General features: G+C 69.3%; 18 protein-coding genes. 14 read left to right on the top strand and 4 right to left on the bottom strand.

Annotated features, from left to right (window positions below; translation table 11 throughout):
• Positions 1-155: 155 nt before the first annotated feature.
• Together C667_RS10865 and C667_RS10860 are read right to left on the bottom strand one after the other, a co-directional pair.
• On the bottom strand, positions 156-770 hold the full coding sequence (locus C667_RS10865) for an FmdE family protein (protein WP_004363124.1): 615 nt from the start codon (positions 768-770) through the stop codon (positions 156-158).
• Positions 771-837: 67 nt separating this feature from the next.
• A complete protein-coding gene (locus C667_RS10860; RefSeq protein WP_004363122.1) occupies positions 838-1665 on the bottom strand; it encodes an IclR family transcriptional regulator in 828 nt (275 codons plus the stop codon).
• Positions 1666-1811: 146 nt separating this feature from the next.
• Between C667_RS10860 and C667_RS10855 the strand changes: the two genes are divergently transcribed.
• From C667_RS10855 to C667_RS10845, 3 genes are all read left to right on the top strand, one after another.
• On the top strand, positions 1812-2777 hold the full coding sequence (locus C667_RS10855; RefSeq protein ID WP_004363121.1) for an MBL fold metallo-hydrolase: 966 nt from the start codon (positions 1812-1814) through the stop codon (positions 2775-2777).
• 150 nt (positions 2778-2927) lie between these two features.
• Entirely contained in the window at positions 2928-4595 is a 1668-nt protein-coding gene (locus C667_RS10850) for an FAD-dependent oxidoreductase (protein WP_004363119.1), read from the top strand.
• Positions 4596-4606: 11 nt separating this feature from the next.
• Positions 4607-4843, top strand: coding sequence for a DUF2783 domain-containing protein (locus C667_RS10845; protein ID WP_004363117.1), 237 nt, complete (start codon positions 4607-4609; stop codon positions 4841-4843).
• A gap of 730 nt (positions 4844-5573) precedes the next feature.
• Here C667_RS10845 and C667_RS10840 read toward each other — a convergent pair.
• Positions 5574-6488, bottom strand: a complete 915-nt coding sequence (locus tag C667_RS10840) for a LysR family transcriptional regulator (protein ID WP_004363114.1) — start codon at positions 6486-6488, stop codon at positions 5574-5576.
• 138 nt (positions 6489-6626) lie between these two features.
• Here C667_RS10840 and C667_RS10835 point away from each other — a divergent pair, with 138 nt between their 5' ends.
• The 9 genes from C667_RS10835 (at position 6627) to C667_RS10795 (ending at position 16620) form a co-directional block, all read left to right on the top strand.
• Positions 6627-7178: a VOC family protein gene (locus tag C667_RS10835; RefSeq protein ID WP_004363112.1), complete on the top strand. Its 552-nt coding sequence runs from the start codon at positions 6627-6629 to the stop codon at positions 7176-7178.
• On the top strand, positions 7175-8185 hold the full coding sequence (locus C667_RS10830; RefSeq protein WP_004363110.1) for a fumarylacetoacetate hydrolase family protein: 1011 nt from the start codon (positions 7175-7177) through the stop codon (positions 8183-8185). The genes C667_RS10835 and C667_RS10830 overlap by 4 nt, the downstream gene beginning before the upstream one ends.
• A 119-nt stretch (positions 8186-8304) precedes the next feature.
• Positions 8305-9330, top strand: coding sequence for a TRAP transporter substrate-binding protein (locus tag C667_RS10825; RefSeq protein WP_004363108.1), 1026 nt, complete (start codon positions 8305-8307; stop codon positions 9328-9330).
• A 184-nt stretch (positions 9331-9514) separates the two neighbouring features.
• Positions 9515-10480: an MBL fold metallo-hydrolase gene (locus C667_RS10820; RefSeq protein ID WP_039921302.1), complete on the top strand. Its 966-nt coding sequence runs from the start codon at positions 9515-9517 to the stop codon at positions 10478-10480.
• A gap of 68 nt (positions 10481-10548) precedes the next feature.
• Positions 10549-11091, top strand: a complete 543-nt coding sequence (locus tag C667_RS10815; protein WP_004363104.1) for a TRAP transporter small permease — start codon at positions 10549-10551, stop codon at positions 11089-11091.
• Positions 11088-12413 carry a TRAP transporter large permease gene (locus C667_RS10810; RefSeq protein WP_004363102.1) on the top strand — a complete coding sequence of 442 codons (1326 nt, stop codon included), beginning with the start codon at positions 11088-11090 and terminating at the stop codon, positions 12411-12413. The genes C667_RS10815 and C667_RS10810 overlap by 4 nt, the downstream gene beginning before the upstream one ends.
• A gap of 29 nt (positions 12414-12442) precedes the next feature.
• Positions 12443-13087, top strand: a complete 645-nt coding sequence (gene maiA, locus C667_RS10805; protein WP_004363100.1) for a maleylacetoacetate isomerase — start codon at positions 12443-12445, stop codon at positions 13085-13087.
• A 173-nt stretch (positions 13088-13260) separates the two neighbouring features.
• Positions 13261-15243 (top strand): acetoacetate--CoA ligase, encoded by a 1983-nt coding sequence (locus tag C667_RS10800; protein ID WP_004363098.1) that lies wholly within the window; start codon positions 13261-13263, stop codon positions 15241-15243.
• A gap of 192 nt (positions 15244-15435) precedes the next feature.
• Complete coding sequence (locus C667_RS10795) at positions 15436-16620, top strand: multidrug effflux MFS transporter (protein WP_004363096.1); 1185 nt, start codon at positions 15436-15438, stop codon at positions 16618-16620.
• Positions 16621-16703: 83 nt separating this feature from the next.
• On the opposite strand, the gene C667_RS10790 is transcribed toward C667_RS10795, so the two are convergent.
• Complete coding sequence (locus tag C667_RS10790; protein ID WP_004363094.1) at positions 16704-17903, bottom strand: CaiB/BaiF CoA transferase family protein; 1200 nt, start codon at positions 17901-17903, stop codon at positions 16704-16706.
• Between the two features lie 125 nt (positions 17904-18028).
• On the opposite strand from C667_RS10790, the gene C667_RS10785 reads away from it, so the two are divergent.
• Together C667_RS10785 and C667_RS10780 are read left to right on the top strand one after the other, a co-directional pair.
• A complete protein-coding gene (locus tag C667_RS10785) occupies positions 18029-18658 on the top strand; it encodes a DUF938 domain-containing protein (protein ID WP_004363092.1) in 630 nt (209 codons plus the stop codon).
• Between the two features lie 74 nt (positions 18659-18732).
• Positions 18733-19167, top strand: a complete 435-nt coding sequence (locus tag C667_RS10780) for a bacteriohemerythrin (RefSeq protein WP_004363091.1) — start codon at positions 18733-18735, stop codon at positions 19165-19167.
• Positions 19168-19229 lie beyond the last annotated feature (62 nt).

Genomic DNA, 19229 nt, shown 5'->3' with positions numbered 1-19229 from the left:
TGCGGCAGCTGCGAAAACGGCGGTCGGGCAGGCGACGCGGGCGCGGATTTCACGGCTGCATTCGCGCCTGCCGGCGCTCCTACAAAACCGTCGCGCGTCCCGCTCCCCCTGTAGGCGCTGCGGCAGCCGCGAACACGGCCGCGCAGCCCCGCGGTTCAGGCCGAGAGGTGGAACACCTCGGGGTCGTCCCAGTGCTCGACGAGCACGCGCCGCACGCGCTCCTGCCACAGCTGCGCGAAGCGCTGTGCTTCGGCGGGGGCGGCCTCGCCGCGCATGCAGCGGCGCATCAGCTCGGCCATCTCGGGGTGGGGCTGCACCTTGGAGAGCTCGGCCGCGGCGTGCACCGTGGCGCCGCTGTCGCTGCGGACGAAACGCAGCGCGAGCGGCTGGTGCTCGCCGAAGTGCTGCAGGTTGCGGCGCACGAAGCGTCCGGCGATGCCCTTGAAGCCGCCGTCCTGGGCGCTGCCGCTGAGCAGGCCGAGCACCGCGGCGATGACGCCGGTCACGCCCTCGTCGAGCGGATGCTGGAAGCTCACCTGCACCATGCCGCGCACCGGCAGCTCGCCCGGGAAGAGCCGGGTGAGCGCGTGGTGGGCGAGGGCGTAGGCTGAGGCCACCGTCGGGCAGGAGTGACCGGCCAGGCGCACCGCGTCGGCGTAGCCGTACTCGAGCACGCCCCCCTCGGCGGCGCCGAGGAATTCGGCGAGCGGATCGCGCACCACGAGGCGCGGCACCTGGTCGAAGAAGGCGGGGAAACGTTCGCTGGACATGCTCGCTCCGGGGCTTTGGGGAGCGCCGATTCTCCGCCCGCGCCGGTCACCCCCGCCTTGATGTGGCTCAGACCGTCCGCCTGCCCAGTTGGCGCTCGATGGCATCCGCGGCCGCGCGCACCCGGCTCGCGGTGGGGCCCGCCCAGTCCGGATCGACGCTGCCGACCGGCCCCATCGCGGTGATCGCGAGCGCGAGCTGGCCGCCAGCGTCGAAGACCGGCGCGGAGAACGCGTGGATGCCCGGGATGGGATTGCCGAGCGCGCGCGCGAGGCGGTGCGCGCGGATCTCGTCGAGCACTGCCTGCACGCCGCCGGCAGACAGCTCGAGCGGCGGCGCGCTCACCGCCGCCGCCTCGCTGGCGAGCACCGGGCCGACGATGCGCTGCGGCAGGAAGGCGGCGAACACACGCCCGGTGGCCGACAGCAGCAGCGGGGTCATCACCGTGCCCGGCCGCATGTTGATGTGGATCTGTCGGCTGCATTCGGCGATGTGCACCACGGTGGGGCCGTGGTTGCCCCACACCGCGATCGCCACGTTGAGGTCGATGTCGTCGGCGAGCCGGGCCGCCTCGGGCAGGGCCGCCTTGATCGGGTCGAGGCCGTGCAGCGCGGTGAGACCCATCTGCAGCGCGAACGGACCCAGGCCGTAGCGCCCGGTGAGCGCGTCCTGCTCGACCAGCCCGAGCTTGCCGAAGCTCACCAGGTAGGGGTGCGCCTTGGCCGCAGGCATGCCGGCTTCGCGCGCGAGGTCCTTCAGCATCATCGGCTTGCCTTCGCGCACCAGGGCGGACAGCAGGCTGCCGCCCACCTCGATGGACTGGATGCCGCGGCGCTCGCCGGCGGACTCGGCCGCATCGCGCGCGGTCGAAGGGGTAGGGTTAGGGATGTCCTGCATGCTGCTCTCCGGATTCGCGGCGCATCTTAGCAGTCCGCCGGACCCGTCGCGCATCCCGATAATTCAACTATAACGAACGTATTGACGATTAACGAACTAAAGGCTAGTATGCACCCATCGCTGCACATCACAGGAGACCTCCCCACATGAGCACCAAGAAATTCGCCTCCCAGGCCGACCTCGAAGAGAAGCAGATCAGCTGGGAGAAGCTGTCCGACAACGCCTATGCCTACACCGCCGAGGGCGACCCCAACACCGGCGTGATCATCGGCGACGACGGCGTGATGATCATCGACGCCACCGCCACCCCGGTGGCCGCGCAGGGCGTGATCGCCAAGGTGCGCGAGATCACCGACCTGCCCATCAAGTACGTCGTGCTGACCCACTACCACGCGGTGCGCGTGCTCGGCGCCTCGGGCTACAAGGGCGAGGGCCTGGAGCAGGTCATCGCCAGCAAGGACACCTGGGACCTCATCGTCGAGCGCGGCCAGCAGGACATGGACTCCGAGATCGGCCGCTTCCCGCGCCTGTTCCAGGCCGTCGAGAGCGTGCCCGGGCTGACCTGGCCGACCATGACCTTCAGCGGCGAGATGACCGTGTGGATGGGCAAGCTCGAGGTCCGCATCAAGCAGCTCGGCCGCGGCCACACCAAGGGCGACACCATCGTCTACCTGCCCGCGCAGGACATCTGCTTCTCGGGCGACCTGGTCGAGGCCGACGCCGCCTGCTACACCGGCGACGCCTACCTCGCCGACTGGCCGCAGACCCTCGACAACCTGGCGGCGATGAACTTCGCCAAGCTCGTGCCCGGCCGCGGCCCGGCGCTGATGACGCCCGAGAAGGTGCAGGCCGGCCTCGCCTACACCCGCGACTTCGTGTCCACGCTGTACCGCAGCGCGCAGGAAGCGGTCGCGAAGGGCATGGACCTCAAGGCGACGATGGCGCACACGCGCGCCAACATGGACCCGAAGTTCGGCCAGGTCTTCATCTACGAGCACTGCCTGCCCTTCGATGTCACCCGCGCCCACGACGAGGCGAGCGGCATCCGCGACCCGCGCATCTGGACCGCCGAGCGCGACCAGCAGATGTGGCACGCGCTGCAGCAGGGCTGAGCCCTCGACACGCGGGGCGCCGTGTGGAGCCCCGCCTTTCGCACCCCTGATTTCCAGCAGAGTCCGGCGCCCGTCGTGGCGCTCCGCTCCGGCAGCCCGCGCGCCAAGACGCGGCTCCGGCGCATACGAACAATCCAGGAGGAGACCGCCGTGCTGAGCACGTACCAATACCCCAAGTTCGAATACGTCCGCCCGCCCGAGATCGCCGAAGGGCGCGACGGACACTACCCGGTGGTGATCGTCGGCGCTGGCCCGGTCGGCCTGTGCACCGCGATCGACCTCGCCCGCCAGGGCCGGCAGGTGCTGCTGCTCGACAACGACGACACGGTTTCCATCGGCTCGCGCGGCGTGTGCTACGCCAAGCGCACGCTCGAGGTGCTCGACCGCCTCGGCTGCGGCGAGGAGATGGTGCACAAGGGCGTGTCGTGGAACGTCGGCCGCACCTTCTTCCGCGAGGATGAGGTGTTCAACTTCAACCTCTGCCCCGAGCCCGACCATCACCGTCCGGGCATGATCAACCTGCAGCAGTACTACCTCGAGGACTACCTGGTGCAGCGCGCGCGCAAGCTCCCGAACCTCGAGATGCGCTTCAAGAACAGCGTGATCGCGGTCACCCCCGGCGAGGACGAGGCGAGCCTGCGCGTGGAGACGCCCGACGGCGCCTACACGCTCACCACCGACTGGCTGGTGGTCGCCGACGGCGCGCGCAGTCCGATCCGCACCATGCTCGGGCTGGACATCGACGGCAAGATCTTCATGGACCGCTTCCTGATCGCCGACGTGGTCATGAAGGCGGACTTCCCCACCGAGCGCTGGTTCTGGTTCGACCCGCCCTTCCACCCCAACCAGTCGGTGCTGCTGCACCGCCAGGCCGACAACGTCTTCCGCATCGACTTCCAGCTCGGCTGGCAGGCCGACCCGGAGCAGGAGAAGAAGCCCGAGAACGTGATCCCGCGCATCCAGGCGATGATCGGCGACGACCGCGAGTTCGAGCTCGAGTGGGTCAGCGTGTACACCTTCCAGTGCCGCCGCATGAACCGCTTCAACCACGGCCGCGTGCTCTTCGTCGGCGACTCGGCGCACCAGGTCTCGCCCTTCGGCGCACGCGGCGCCAACTCCGGCATCCAGGACGCCGACAACCTGGTGTGGAAGCTCGCGCTGGTGATGGACGGCAAGGCCCCCGCCACGCTGCTCGACACCTACGGCGACGAGCGCGGCTTCGCGGCCGACGAGAACATCATGAACTCGACGCGCTCGACCGACTTCATCACCCCCAAGAGCCGCACCAGCAAGACCTTCCGCAACGCGGTGCTGGGCCTGGCCGAGCACCACCCCTTCGCGCGCGCGCTGGTCAACTCCGGGCGCCTGTCGGTGCCGAGCTTCCTCGTGGGCTCGCGACTCAACACCGCCGACGACGCGGTGTTCGCCGGCAACATGGTCCCCGGCGCGCCGATGGACGACGCCCCGATCGCCACCGCCGACGGCGAGTCCTGGCTGCTGCAGGCGCTCGGCGACCGCTTCCAGGTGCTGCACTACGTCGCCGACGCGGCCGACCTCGACGCCGCGAGCGCGGCGGCGCTGCAGTCGCTCGCCGAGGGCGCGATTCCGGTCGAGCCGATCGTGGTCGCCGCGCGCGGCCAGGCCCCGGCCGGCCTGCGCACGCTGACCGACGCCAAGGGCCGCATCCGCGAGCGCTACGACCTGCAGCCCGGCACCACCTACCTCGTCCGCCCCGACCAGCACGTCACCGCGCGCTGGCGCGCCCTCGACCCGGCCCGTGTGCGCGCCGCCGTCGCCCGCGCCACCTGCAACGCCTGAAGGAGATCGCCATGGCCCTGAACACCCAACCCAACCTGTTCGAACCCGGCAAGCGCTACTTCCGCGCCTTCTCGCCCGGCGACGATTTCTACGAGGCCCTGATCGAGACCCACCGCGAGCTCAGCGACGAGCAGAGCGAGATGGTGAATGCCCGCCTGATCCTGCTGCTCGCCAACCATATCGGCGACATCTCCGTGCTGCGCGAGGCGATGAAGCTCGCGCGCGAGGGCGTGGCGGGCGAGGGCTGAGGAGGCCCCGCAACGGAGCGGCGGCGCGCCGATCGCCGGTTCGCAGCTGCCGCAGCTCCTACAGGGGGCGGGACGCGCGGTGGTTTGTGTAGGAGCGCCGGCAGGCGCGAATGCGGCGGTGAATTCCGCACCCGCGTCACCTGCCTGACCGCCGTGTTCGCAGCTGCCGCAGCTCCTACAGGGGGGCGGGACGCGCGGTGGTTTGTGTAGGAGCGCCGGCAGGCGCGAATGCGGCGGTGAATTCCGCACCCGCGTCACCTGCCTGACCGCCGTGTTCGCAGCTGCCGCAGCTCCTACAGGGGGCAGCACGCGCGGCGGTTTGTGTAGGAGCGCCGGCAGGCGCGAATGCAGCGGTGGAATTCCGCACCCGCGTCACCTGCCCGACCGCCGTGTTCGCAGCTGCCGCAGCTCCTACAGGGGGCAGCACGCGCGGTGGTTTGTGTAGGAGCGCCGGCAGGCGCGAATGCGGCGGTGAATTCCGCACCCGCGTCACCTGCCCGACCGCCGTGTTCGCAGCTGCCGCAGCTCCTACAGGGGGGCAGCACGCGCGGCGGTTTGTGTAGGAGCGCCGGCAGGCGCGAATGCGGCGGCGGAATTCCGCACCCGCGTCGATCGCGGGGTCGCCCCGTTCGCAGCTGCCGCAGCGCCTACATGGAGACATCGCGCTTTCCGTGCCTGTGTGGGAGAGGTGGCGTTCGGATCGCCGATTCGCGGCCGGCGGAGCCCCCGTCTACGGATGGCCTGTGAACGCCCCCTCCCTCGCCACATACCCGAACAGCGCCTCGCGGAAGCTCTGCGCCGCTGGCGACAGCGAGCGACCGTTGCGGCTGAAGACGTAGAAGCGTCGGGTCACCACCGGCTCCACCAGCGGGCGCATGTCGAGCCGGTACAGGCGCACCAGCGAGGCGGCGTAGGGAATGCAGATGGTCACGCCGAGCCCGGCGGCGACCATGCTCAGCGCGGTCGACATGAAGGTCACCGTGGTGGCCGGGTCGAGATCGCCCTCGCGCATCGCGGTGTGCAGGTCCACGGAAAGGCGCTCGGTGAACTGCCCCTGCAGGGTGATCAGCGGATGATCGACCAGGTCCGCCCAGCGCACCGTCTCCCGCGCCGTGAGCGCATGCCCCGGCGGAAAGACCGCATGGAAGGGCAGCTCGAAGAGCGGCGTGGCGTCGATGTCCGAGTTGGGGTCGCGCTCGGGGCCGAGGCCGAAATCCACCTCGCCGGAGAAGACCCGCGAGGTCACGCTCTCCACCGCGCAGTCGATCAGGCGGATGTCCACCTGGGGATGTTCCGCCCGGTAGGCCGCGATCACCTCGGGCAGCAGCGTGCAGGCCATCAGCTGCGGCGCCGCCACCCGCACCACCCCCTTCTTGAGCGCCTTGAGGTTGGCGACCTCGTCGAGCACGCCGTCGAGATCGGCGAGGATCTTGTCGATCAGCGGGTAGATGCCGCGCCCGATGTCGGAGAGCTGGATGCGGCGCGTGCTGCGGTCGAACAGGCGCACGCCCAGCGACTGCTCCAGCTCCTTGATCAGGCCGCTGAGCGCGGACTGGGTGATGAACAGGCTCTCGGCCGCGAGCGTGAAGCTGCCGCTGCGGGCCACCGCGATGAAGGCGCGCAGCTGGCGCAAGGTGATATTCATCGGATTATCCGATAAGTCGATCTGAAAAAGCTGTTTGAATGATAGAGGCTTTTGGACTGTAATGGCGTCACGACTTATCCGGCGATAAACGCAACGCAGCGCCGGATCCCGACAACGAGGAAGGACGAGGAGACCGCAATGACCCCGATCGTGAAGAAGATCCATCACGTCGCCTACCGCTGCAAGGACGCGCTCGAGACCGCGCGCTGGTACGAGAAGCACCTCGGCATGAAGCTCGTGCTGTCGATCGCCGAGGACGCCGTGCCCTCGACCGGCGAGCCCGATCCCTACATGCACATCTTCATGGACGCCGGCATGGGTAACGTGCTCGCCTTCTTCGAGCTGCCCACGCGCGCGCCGATGGGTCGCGACGAGAACACCCCGGCCTGGACCCAGCACCTTGCGCTGGAGGTCGACTCGATGGAGACCCTGCTCGCCGCCAAGACCCGCCTCGAATCCGCGGGCATCCAGGTCGTTGGCCCCACCGACCACGCGCTCTTCAAGTCGATCTACTTCTTCGACCCCAACGGCCACCGCCTCGAGCTCGCCTGCAACACGAACCTGCCCGGCATGCTGGAGGCGCTCGACAAGGTCAAGTGGGACATGCTCGAGGAGTGGGCGCAGACGAGGAAGGCCCCCAAGCACGCCGCGTGGATGCACGACGGCAGCTACAAGGAGATGTTCAAGTGAAACTCGCCACCCTCAAGCAAGGCGGCCGCGACGGCACCCTGGTCGTCGTCAGTCGCGACCTCACCCGCTGCCGCGCCGTGCCGGCGATCGCCCGCAGCCTGCAGGCCGCGCTCGACGACTGGCAGGCCTGCGAGCCGCAGCTGCGCCAGGTGTATGAGGCGCTCAACAGCGGCGCGGTCGACGCCCAGCCCTTCGACCAGGCCGCCTGCGCCTCGCCGCTGCCGCGCGCCTACCAGTGGGCCGACGGCTCGGCCTACATCAACCACGTCGAGCTGGTGCGCAAGGCCCGCAACGCCGAGATGCCGCCCTCGTTCTACACCGACCCGCTGATGTACCAGGGCGGCTCGGACAGCTTCATCGGCCCGCGCGACGCGGTGGTGGCCGACGAGGCCTGGGGCATCGACTTCGAGGCCGAGGTCACCGTGGTGACCGGCGACGTGCCGATGGGCGCCACCCCCGCCGAGGCGGCGAAGGCGATCCGCCTGGTGATGCTGGTGAACGACGTCAGCCTGCGCAACCTCATCCCCAACGAGCTCGCCAAGGGCTTCGGCTTCTTCCAGTCCAAGCCGGCCTCGGCCTTCAGCCCGGTGGCGGTCACGCCCGACGAGCTGGGCGACGCCTGGAAGGACGCCAAGGTGCATCTGCCGCTGGTGGTGCACCTCAACGGCAAGCTCTTCGGCAAGCCCGAGGCCGGCGACGACATGACCTTCGACTTCGGCCAGCTCGTCGCCCACGTGGCGAAGACGCGCGAGCTCGAGGCCGGCTCGATCATCGGCTCGGGCACGGTCTCGAACAAGCAGGGCGACCTGTGGGGTTCGTCCATCGACCACGGCGGCGTCGGCTACTGCTGCCTCGCCGAGGTGCGCACCTACGAGACCATCGAGCAGGGCAAGCCGGCCACGCCCTTCATGCGCGACGGCGACGTCGTGCGCGTCGAGATGTTCGACCGCCAGGGCGCGAGCGTCTTCGGCACCATCGAGAACCGCGTCGCCGCGCTGCGCGGCTGACCCGGACCGCCTGCCCGAGGCCGCGCAGAGGGCCGCGGCAGGCGCCCCGCAATCCATTCGAGCACCAGGCCGTCGGCATGCCCGCCGCGGCCGTCCCGACCCCGACCGGAGAGAGACACATGAACAAGAAGACCCTGATCGGCATCGCCGTCGCCACCCTGATCGCCGGCCCCGCCAAGGCCGAGGAGATCGTCCTCAAGGTGGCGCACTTCTGGCCCGCCACCGCGCTCAGCCAGCAGAAGATCCTCGAACCCTGGTGCGCGAAGATCGCCGCCGAGTCGAACAGCCGCCTCAAGTGCCAGATCTTCCCCGCCATGCAGCTCGGCGGCACGCCGGCGCAGCTGATCCAGCAGGCCGCCGACGGCGTCGCCGACATCGTGTGGACCCTGCCCGGGTACACCGCCGGCCGCTTCCCCTCGGTGGAGGTGTTCGAGCTGCCCTTCCTGACCCGCAACGCCGAGGGTGCGAGCCGCGCCGCCTGGGAGTACTACGAGCAGTTCGGCAAGAAGGACTTCGAGGCCGTCCGGCCGCTCGCCTTCCACGTCCATGATGCCGGCCACATCCACAACAACAAGCGCGAGATCAAGAGCCTGGCCGACTTCCGCGGCCTCAAGATGCGCGCGCCGACGCGGCTCACCAACCGCATGATCGCCCACCTCGGCGCCACCCCGGTGGCGATGCCGATGCCGCAGACCCCCGAGGCGGTGTCCAAGGGCGTGGTCGACGGCTACGTGCTGCCGTGGGAGGTCATCCCGACCATGAAGCTGCACGAGATGACCAAGTTCCACACCGAGATGGACCCCTCGCAGCCCTCGCTGTACACCACCTTCTTCACCATCGCGATGAACAAGGCCAAGTACGAGAGCCTGCCCGACGACCTCAAGAAGGTCATCGACGCCAACTCCGGCGCCGAGCTGTCGGCGCAGATCGGCCGCGCCTGGGACGAGTCGGCGCCGGCCGCGCGCAAGCTGGCGCAGGAGCGCGGCAACCAGTTCCACACCATCCCCGCCAGCGAAGCCGGCGCCTGGGTCAAGGTCGGCGACCGCCTCGCCGAGGAGTGGGTGAAGGAAGTCAGCGCCAAGGGCTACCCCGGCCAGGAGATGCTCGACAGCGCGCGCGCGCTGATCGCCAAGCACAGCAAGTAAATCGAGCTCCGGACCGACGGGCATGTCGTCTTCGATATGCCCAGGATGCTCACGTTTCCGGGTCGCCGGGCATCCCTTTCGGGTGCTCGCGCAGGGAGCCCCGCCTCCCCCCCTTCGGCTTAGGCAGAGGACTTCGCATGCCCTCTCCGCATGCCCTGCCAGCCGGCAATAGATCGAGACCGACATGTGCAATAACAAACCCTTCATGGCTGCCATTGGCGCTGCCATGTGTGCAACCGCATTGCTGTTTTCCGCCACGGCGCAGGCCCAGGCTCCTTCCCCGGCGCAAACCGCGTCCGGTACGCGACTCGTGCTGCTCGGGACTGCCGGCGGACCGTCGATCAAGAAGGCGCGTGCCCAGCCTTCCAACGCGTTGATCGTCAATGGCGAGGTCTATGTGATCGATACCGGTAACGGGGTCGCCCGACAGATGGCGCTCGCCGGTATCGACGCCAAGAAGCTGCGCGCCGTCTTCATCACGCACAACCATTCGGACCACATGGCCGACTACGGCACCCTGTTGCTGCGCGCAGCGTCGAGCGGACTGAAAAACACGGTGCACACCTTCGGCCCACCCCCGCTCTCGATGATGAACAAGGCCTACATGGCCTTCGCAGACTGGGATGTCCAGCTCCGTGTGCGTGACGAGGCGAAGCCCGAGCTCGCGGACAGGGTCAAGGTGCGCGAGATCTTCCAGGACGGGGTGATCTATCAGGACGAGAACGTCAAGGTGACGGCTTTCGAGGTGCCGCACGGTGCGGCCTCGCCGTCGTACGGGTATCGCTTCGACACGCCGCACAAATCAATCCTGTTCTCCGGGGATACCACGAAGAGCGACAACTTGATCAAGCATGCTCAGGGCGTCGATATCCTCGTCCACGAGATTGTCAGCGTGCATGGTGCGGAGGCGATCGGTGAGCGCATCGACCCGGGCAACAAGGAGCTCGTGCGTCATATCGTGGAAGCTCATACCAAGCCTGACGAGGTCGGCGAAGTGGCGACTGCGGCGAACGTCGGCAAGCTCGTCCTGACTCACTTCGTGCCCACGGGGCTGCCCAAGTTCGACAACCCCCAGGCGTGGATCGATTCGGTCAGACAAACCTATGCCGGTGAGATTGTCGTCGGTGAGGACCTGATGGCCATCGAGTGATGGTGTCGCACCCGGGTTTCGAACATGGACCGGGTGCGCACTTCCATGACGACAAAGGGAGATCCAGCATGGCAGAAGTCATCCCCCAGCTCGACGAGCAGGTCGACCCCGGGCCGCGCGACGCGGTCGGGCATTTCCTCTTCGCGTGGTCGCAGCTCTCGGCGCTCGGCGGCGCGGTGCTGTTGTTCGGCGCCTGCGCGCTGTCGGTGTACAGCGTGGTCGGGCGCTGGTTGTTCGATGCCCCGGTGCTCGGCGACGTCGAGATGGTGCAGATGGCCTGTGCGCTCGCGATCGCGGCGTGCCTGCCCTACGCGCAGATGAAGAACGCGCACGTGATCGTCGACTTCTTCACCGCCAACGCCTCGGTGGGCGTGCGCCGCACGCTCGACCGCATCGCCTCCCTCGTGCTCGCCGTCGCCGCCGCGGTGATCGCCTGGCGCAGCTTCGTCGGCGCGGTCGAGGCGGCCAACTCCGGCGAGAGCAGCATGATCCTCGGCTGGCCGCTGTGGTGGTCCTACCTCACGCTGGGGCCCGGCTTCCTGCTGCTGGCGCTCACCGGCCTGTACACCGCCTGGAAGGGCAGCATGCACAACGAAGTGGGTGAGCAATGAGCAGCGTGACGATCGGTTTCCTCGTCGGCGGCCTGACCCTGGCGCTGCTCGCCGTCCGCATCCACATCGGCATGGCGATGCTGGTGGGCGGCTCGATCGGCTACATCGCCGTGTCGGGCTGGGCCCCGCTGATGAGCTATTTCAAGCACCTCGCCTACAGCCGCTTCTCGGTGTATGACCTGTCGGTGGTGCCGCTCTTCCTGCTGATGGGCAACATCGCCTCGCACGGCGGCTTGTCGCGCCGGCTGTTCGAGGCCACCAACGCCTTCCTCGGCCACTACCGCGGCGGCGTGGCGATGAGCGCGATCGGCGCCTGCGCCGGCTTCGGCGCGATCTGCGGCTCCTCGCTCGCCACCGCGGCGACGATGGGCAAGGTTGCCCTGCCCGAGCTGCGCCGCAACCGCTACTCGCCCGCGCTCGCCACCGGCGCACTCGCCGCCGGCGGCACGCTCGGCATCCTGATCCCGCCCTCGGTGGTGCTGGTGATCTACGCCATCCTCGCCGAGCAGAACGTCGCCGCGATGTTCATGGCCGCGCTCATCCCCGGCCTGATCGCCATGTTCGGCTACATGCTGGTGGTGGCGATCTACGCCCGCGTGGTGCCCGATGCCGGCCCCGCCTCGGCGCGCATGAGCTGGCCGCAGCGCATGGCGGCGGTGGCCCGGGTGTGGCCGATCGTGACCGTGTTCGTGGTGGTGATCGGCGGCATCTACGGCGGCATCTTCACGCCCACCGAGGCCGCCGCCGTGGGCACCATCGCCACCACCGCGCTCGCCGTGCTGTCGCGCGAGCTCGACTTCAAGGGCTTTACCCATGCGGTGTTCGGCGCCGCCGAGTCGACCGCGATGATCTTCCTGATTCTGCTCGGCGCCGACGTGCTCAACGCCTTCCTCGCGCTCTCGCAGATGCCGCAGGCGCTGGCGCAGTGGGTGCTCGGCAGCGGGCTGTCGCCGGCGGCGGTGCTGATCGGCATCATCCTGGTGTACCTGCTGCTCGGCTGCGTGATGGACAGCCTGTCCATGATCCTGCTGACCATCCCGATCTTCCTGCCGATCGTCATGGGGCTCGACTACTGGGGGCTGAACCCGACCGACAAGGCCATCTGGTTCGGCATCCTCGCGCTGATGGTGGTCGAGATCGGCCTCATCACCCCGCCGGTGGGCATGAACGTGTTCATCATCAACAGCCTGGCGAAGGACATCCCGATGCGCGAGACTTTCCGCGGCGTGCTGCCCTTCCTGGCCTCCGACCTGGTGCGCATCGCGCTGCTGGCCCTGTTCCCGGCCCTGTCGCTGTGGCTGGTGCACCTGCTCGGCGGCTGAGCCGTGCGACTTCGTCGAGGACGTCGAACATGAAGCTCCACACCTATTTCCGCAGCTCCGCGGCCTACCGCGTGCGCATCGCGCTGAACCTCAAGGGCCTGGACTACGAGGCCGTGCCGGTGCACCTGGTGCGCGGCGGCGGCGAGCACCGCCAGCCCGCCTATCTCGGGCTCAACCCCGCCGGGCTGGTGCCCGCGCTGGAGGACCAGGGCCAGGTGCTGACGCAGTCGCTGGCGATCGTCGAGTATCTCGAGGAGACCCATCCGCAGCCTGCGCTGCTGCCCGCCGCGGCGCTCGACCGCGCCCGCGTGCGCGCGATCGCGCAGGCGATCGCCTGCGACATCCACCCGGTGAACAACCTGCGCGTGCTGCAGTACCTCACGCGCGAGCTCGGCGCGAGCGAGGAACAGAAGAACGCCTGGTACCGGCACTGGATCGGCGTCGGCCTGCAGGCGGTGGAGGCGATGCTCGCCGGCGATGCGCGCACCGGCGCGTTCTGCCACGGCGACACGCCCGGCCTGGCCGACTGCTGCCTGGTGCCGCAGGTCTTCAACGCCCGCCGCTTCGGCTGCGACCTGTCGGCGATGCCCACGGTGCTGCGCATCGCCGACCACTGCGCCGGGCTGGAGGCTTTCCGCCGCGCCGCGCCCGAGGTCCAGCCCGACGCCGAGTAAGCCTGACGCCGAGTAAGCCCGACGCCGAGTAAGCCTGGCGCCCCCGCCGCGCGGGGGCGCCAGGGTGATGCCTGCGCCCGGCGGATGCTCGCCCGTCCGCGGCCCGCCGCTTCCATACGACCCCATCCGCGCGCATCCCGATTGGCGCGCCATCCGACTTCGAGAGATCTGCCATGAGCCCTGACCAGCCCCTGTGGACCCCGTCCCCCGAGCGCATCGCCGCCGCCAGCGTGACCGCCTTCCGCCTCGCGGCCGAGCGGCGCTGGGGCGTGGCGCTGCCCGACTACGAGGCGCTGCACGCCTGGTCGGTGGCGCAGCCCGAGCAATTCTGGACCAGCGTGTGGGAGGGCGACGGCGTCGGCGGCGGCGTGATCGGCACGCGCGGCGAGCGCGTGCTGGTCGATGGCCACAGGATGCCCGGCGCGAAGTGGTTCCCCGACGCCCGCCTGAACTTCGCGCAGAACCTGCTGCGCTCGCGCGACGCGCGCGACGCGATCGTGTTCTGGGGCGAGGAGCGCGTGAAGAACCGCATGAGCCACGGCGAGCTCTACCGCGCGGTGGCGCACTTCGCCGCGGCGCTCAAGGAGCAGGGCGTGGTCGCCGGCGACCGCGTCGCCGCCTACATGCCCAACCTGCCCGAGACCGTCGTCGCCATGCTCGCCGCGGCCAGCCTCGGCGCCATCTTCACCTCGGCCTCGCCCGACTTCGGCGTGCAGGGCGTGCTCGACCGCTTCGGCCAGACCGAGCCCAAGGTGCTGGTGGCCTGCGACGGCTACTACTACGGCGGCAAGACGGTCGATGTGCTCGGCAAGCTCGGCGAGATCGTCGGGCAGCTGCCCTCGGTCAAGCGCGTCGTGGTCGTGCCCTATGTGCACCGCGAGCACGACCTCTCGCACGTGCCGCACGCGCGCCTGTACGCCGACTTCGTCGCCCCCTTCCACTTCGTCGACGACATCGAGTTCGCGCAGCTACCCTTCGACCACCCGCTCTACATCATGTACTCCTCGGGCACCACCGGCGTCCCGAAGTGCATCGTGCACTGCGCCGGCGGCGCACTGCTGCAGCATCTCAAGGAGCACAAGCTGCACGGCGACATGAAGCCGGGCGACCGCGTGTTCTACTTCACCACCTGCGGCTGGATGATGTGGAACTGGCTGGTGTCCGCACTCGCCGCCGAGGCTACGCTGCTGCTCTACGACGGCTCGCCCTTCGCCGGCGACAACCGCATCCTGTTCGACTACGCCGACGCCGAACACATGACGCACTTCGGCACCTCGGCCAAGTTCCTCGACGCCGCCGCCAAGTTCGGGCTCAAGCCGCGCGAGACCCACAGGCTCGACACGGTGCGCGCCATGATGAGCACCGGCAGCCCGCTGGTGCCCGAAGGCTTCGACTACGTCTATCGCGACATCAAGGCCGACCTGCAGCTCTCCTCGATCTCGGGCGGCACCGACATCATCTCCTGCTTCGTGCTCGGCTCCCCGGTGCTGCCGGTGTGGCGCGGCGAGATCCAGTGCCGCGGGCTGGGCATGGCGGTGGACGTGTGGGACGACGACGGCAAGCCCGTGCGCGGCGAAAAGGGCGAGCTGGTGTGCAGCAAGCCCTTCCCGGTGATGCCGATCGGCTTCTGGAACGACGCCGACGGCAGCAAGTACCACGCCGCCTACTTCGATCGCTTCGACAACGTGTGGTGCCACGGCGACTTCTGCGAAATCACCGCGCACGGCGGGCTGGTCATCTACGGCCGCTCGGACGCCACGCTCAACCCCGGCGGGGTGCGCATCGGCACCGCGGAGATCTACCGCCAGGTCGAGAAGCTGCACGAGGTCGTCGAGTCGCTGGTGATCGGGCAGGACTGGCCGCCGCAGAACCCCAGCGACGTGCGCGTGGTGCTGTTCGTGAAGCTGCGCGAGGGGCTCGCGCTCGACGACGAGCTGGTGCGCCGCATCCGCCAGACCATCCGCGACAACACCACGCCGCGCCACGTGCCGGCCAAGGTGCTGCAGGTGGCGGACATCCCGCGCACCAAGAGCGGCAAGATCGTCGAACTGGCGGTGAGGAACGTGGTGCATGGGCGCGCGGTGAAGAACCAGGAGGCGCTCGCCAACCCCGAGGCGCTGGCGCACTTCCGCGACCGCGCCGAGCTGCAGGGCTGAGGAGCCGCGCGCTGTGCGGCCGATGGTCGCTCGACGGCGGCCCGACCCGCGCCGCGCGCCGTAAGACCGGTCGCGCGGCCTGTCGTTGGCGGGAGGATTGCGTTGATCGATCGCTCGGTCGCGAGCTTTTTTCCCCATCGGCTCGCGCCGGGCTGTATCTTTCGGCCCGCCTCGCCGCCCAATGGAGTCCCGATGTCGCGTGCATTCGTCGTACTTGCCCTTTCGATGCTGCTCGGTATCCAGCCGGTCACCACCGATCTCTACCTGCCCGCGCTGCCTGCGCTGACCCAGCAGCTCGGCGCCAGCGTCGCCCAGGCGCAGCTCACACTGTCCGGCCTGCTGCTCGCGTTCGGGCTGTCCCAGCTCGTGTGGGGGCCCGTCTCGGATCGCTTTGGCCGGCGACCGGTCCTGCTGGTCGGCCTCGCGACCTATGTGGTGGCGGCGATCGGCTGCACGTTCGCCCCGTCGATGGAGGCCTTGCTGGTGGGGCGCATCGTCCAGGGCGTGGCGATGGGCGCTTCGGTGATGTGTGCCCGTGCGCTGGTGCGCGACCTGTACACGCCGGAGGCGGGTGCGCGTGCGATCAGCAAGGGGCTGTCGGGGCTCGGGGTGATCGCCTGCCTGAGCGTTCCGGTCGGTGGCCTGCTCGCGGAGTTCCTCGGCTGGCGGGTCGCGCTCGGGGCGCTGGCGGTGTTCGGTGCGCTGACCTTCGGCCTGATCGTGTGGCATTTCAAGGAAACGCTCCCGCGCCGCGATCCCGATGCCTTGCGCCCGCGCAAGCTGCTGCAGACCTGGGGCACGATCCTGCGCCATCCCACCTTCCGCGCCTTCGCGCTGCTCGCCGCCTCCACCTATGGCGGCTTGTTCACGCTCCTCGCCGCCTCGTCCTTCGTGTTCATCCGGCTGCTCGGCCTGTCGCGCCTGGAGTACGGCGCGCTCATGATGTCGACCGCGCTCGCCTATCTGGTCGGGACCTTCCTCTGCCGCAGCCTGCTCCGACGCTTTGGCGTGCATAAGACGGTCGCGATCGGTGGCGGTCTCTCGCTCGTCGGCGGCAGCCTGCTCGGCGTGATCGGCTTGTTCGGCCCGGACCGGGTGTGGATGCTTCTTCCGCCCGTGCTGATCTACATGCTGGGGCACGGCATACACCAGCCCTGCGGCCAGGCAGGGGCGGTAGGCCCCTTCCCTCAGGCCGCAGGCGCGGCGTCCGCGCTCAGCGGTTTCCTGATGATGGTGTTTGCGTTCGCGATGGGGCAGTGGCTGGGCGCGAACATGGACGACAGCGTCCTGCCGCTCACCAACGGCCTGTGGTTCTGGGGCGTCGTGACCGCCGCGGTGGCCTGGGGACTTGTCGGCCGTACGCAGCGCGAGGCTTGAGGTGTGGGCGGCTCCGATGGGTACGGGGCTTTTCCAATGACCGCATTCGCGCCTGCCGACGCTCCTGCATGGAACTCGCCGGATCAGATCGCGCCGGCCGCGCGCAGTGCTGCGATGCGGGCGTCGTCGTAACCCAGCCCGGCCAGCACCGCGTCGGTGTGTTCGCCCAGCGCCGGCCCGATCCACTCGCTGCCGCCCGGCGTGGCCGACAGCTTCGGCACCACACCCGGCATGCGGCAGTCGCGGCCATCGGGCAGCGTCACCGTGTGCAGCATCTCGCGGGCGAGGAATTGCGGGTCGGCGAACATGTCCGCCACCGAGTAGATGCGCGAGGCCGGCACCTCGGCCGCGGCCAGCGTCGCCAGCACCGCGGCCTCGTCGTGCTGCGCCACCCAGGCGTCGATGAGCGCGTACAGCTCGTCGCGGCGCGCGTCACGGCCGCCGTTGTCGGCGAGCGTCGGGTCCTCGGCGAGGTCCTCGCGCCCCATCGCGCGCATCAGCCTGCGGAAGATCGCGTCGCCGTTCGCGCCGATGGTGATGTGGCGTCCGTCGCGGGTGGTGTGGGTGTTCGACGGCGTGATGCCCGGCATGATGTTGCCGGTGCGCTCGCGCACGAAGCCGAACACGTCGAACTCCGGCACCAGCGACTCCATCATCGCGAACACCGCCTCGTAGAGCGCGACATCCACCACCTGGCCCGCGCCGCCATTGACCTCGCGATGGCGCAGCGCCATCAGCGCGCCGAGCGCCCCCCACAGCGCGGCGATCGAGTCGCCGATCGAGATCCCGGTCTTCACCGGCGGGCGGTCGGGAAAGCCGGTCACGTAGCGCAGCCCGCCCATCGACTCACCGATCGCGCCGAAGCCCGGCTGCTGCGCCATCGGCCCGCTCTGGCCGAAGCCCGACAGGCGCACCATCACCAGGCCGGGGTTGATCTTCGCCAGCGCCTCCCAGCCCAGGCCGAGCTTGTCGAGCACGCCGGGGCGGAAGTTCTCCACCACGATGTCGGCCTCGGCCACCAGCCGGCGCACCACCTCGACGCCGTCCGGGTGCTTGAGGTTCACCGTCACCGACTTCTTGTTGCGCGCCTGCAGGTACCACCACAGCGAGGTGCCCTCGTAGAGCTTGCGCCACTTGCGCAGCGGGTCGCCGCCGTCGGGGGATTCGATCTTGATCACCTCGGCGCCGAACTCGGCGAGGATGCGCGCGGCGAAGGGGCCGGCGATGAGGGTGCCGAGCTCGACGACCTTGAGGCCGGCGAGGGGTTTGGTGGGTGTGGTCATGGTGGGGCGGGGCGGTGAAAGGAATGGGGTCATTATCCCAGTGTCGGCCGGAAGATCCTTGCATCGCGTCGCCGAGCCGGAGCGGGCGATAATCGAAACCTCATTCAACAAGCCCGTCGAACTCCATGTTCCCTCTCGACCGCCGCCAGTTCTCGCCCTCCGCCGCGCGCAACCGCGATCCCATCCTCGCCGTGCTGCAACGCGCATTGCCGACCACGGGCCTGGTGCTCGAGCTCGGCAGCGGCACCGGCGAGCACACGGTGCATTTTGCCCGCCACCTCCCCGCGCTGCGCTGGCAGCCGAGCGAGGCCGACCCCGCGGCGCTGGCCTCGATCACCGACTGGGTGGCGCACGCTGCGCTGCCCAACGTGTTGCCGCCGCTGTGCTTCGACCTCGCCGCCACGCCCTGGCCGGTCGCTGCGGCGGATGCGGTCGTGGCGATCAACGTGCTGCACTACTCGCCCTGGCCGACCACGCCCGCGCTGTTTGCCGGCGCGGCCGAGGTGCTGCCCGCGGGCGGCGTGGTGGTCTGCTACGGACCCTACCGCCGCGGCGGCGCGCACACTGCGCCGAGCAACGCCGACTTCGACGAATGGCTGTGCAGCATCGATGCGCGCTTCGCGGTGCGCGACCTGGAGGCGGTGGAGGGCGAGGCGCTGCGCTGCGGCTTCGTGCTGGAGGAGGTGGTCGACATGCCGGCCAACAACCTCAGCCTGGTGTTCCGTCGCGGCGGAGGGCGCGAGGCCGGCGCATGATGCCCGCGGCGGCCGCATCGGCGACAATCCTGCGCGCTGCCTTTCCACGCTCCTGAACGACTCCCGAGGCTCCCATGCCGATCTTCTGGCGACCGCAATTCCGTATCGGCCACGACGACATCGACGCCGACCACCGCTACCTGATCCTGCTGATCAACACAGTGGAGCTCGTGTTGCGCTTCCCCGACGACCCGCGCAACGTCGACCTGGCGCTGGCCGAGCTGCGGCGCTATGCCGAATATCACTTCGAGCGCGAGGAGCGCATCCAGATCGCCTACGGCTACCTCCACCTCGACCAGCACAAGCGCGAGCACCGCGCGCTGCTGGCCGAGATCGACGTCCTCGCGCAACGCATCCATGCCACGCTCGAGGACCCGGACGGCGGCGTGGAGGGCGTCAAGGAGCAGAGCGGTGAGATCACCGCCTTCCTGCGCAAGTGGCTGGTCGATCACGTGATGAAGGCGGACATGCTTCTTGTGCCGCTGTTCCGCAAGCCGGTCGTGCGTTAGGAGAAGCGAATTGAGCGACAAGTCGTTGATGAATGGCGCAGGCCACGCTGCCGACGGGTGTT

It is taken from the genome of Thauera phenylacetica B4P (genome assembly GCF_000310225.1).
In the GTDB taxonomy this organism is placed as follows: Bacteria; Pseudomonadota; Gammaproteobacteria; order Burkholderiales; family Rhodocyclaceae; genus Thauera; species Thauera phenylacetica.
This window is presented reverse-complemented; position numbering and strand designations above follow the sequence as displayed.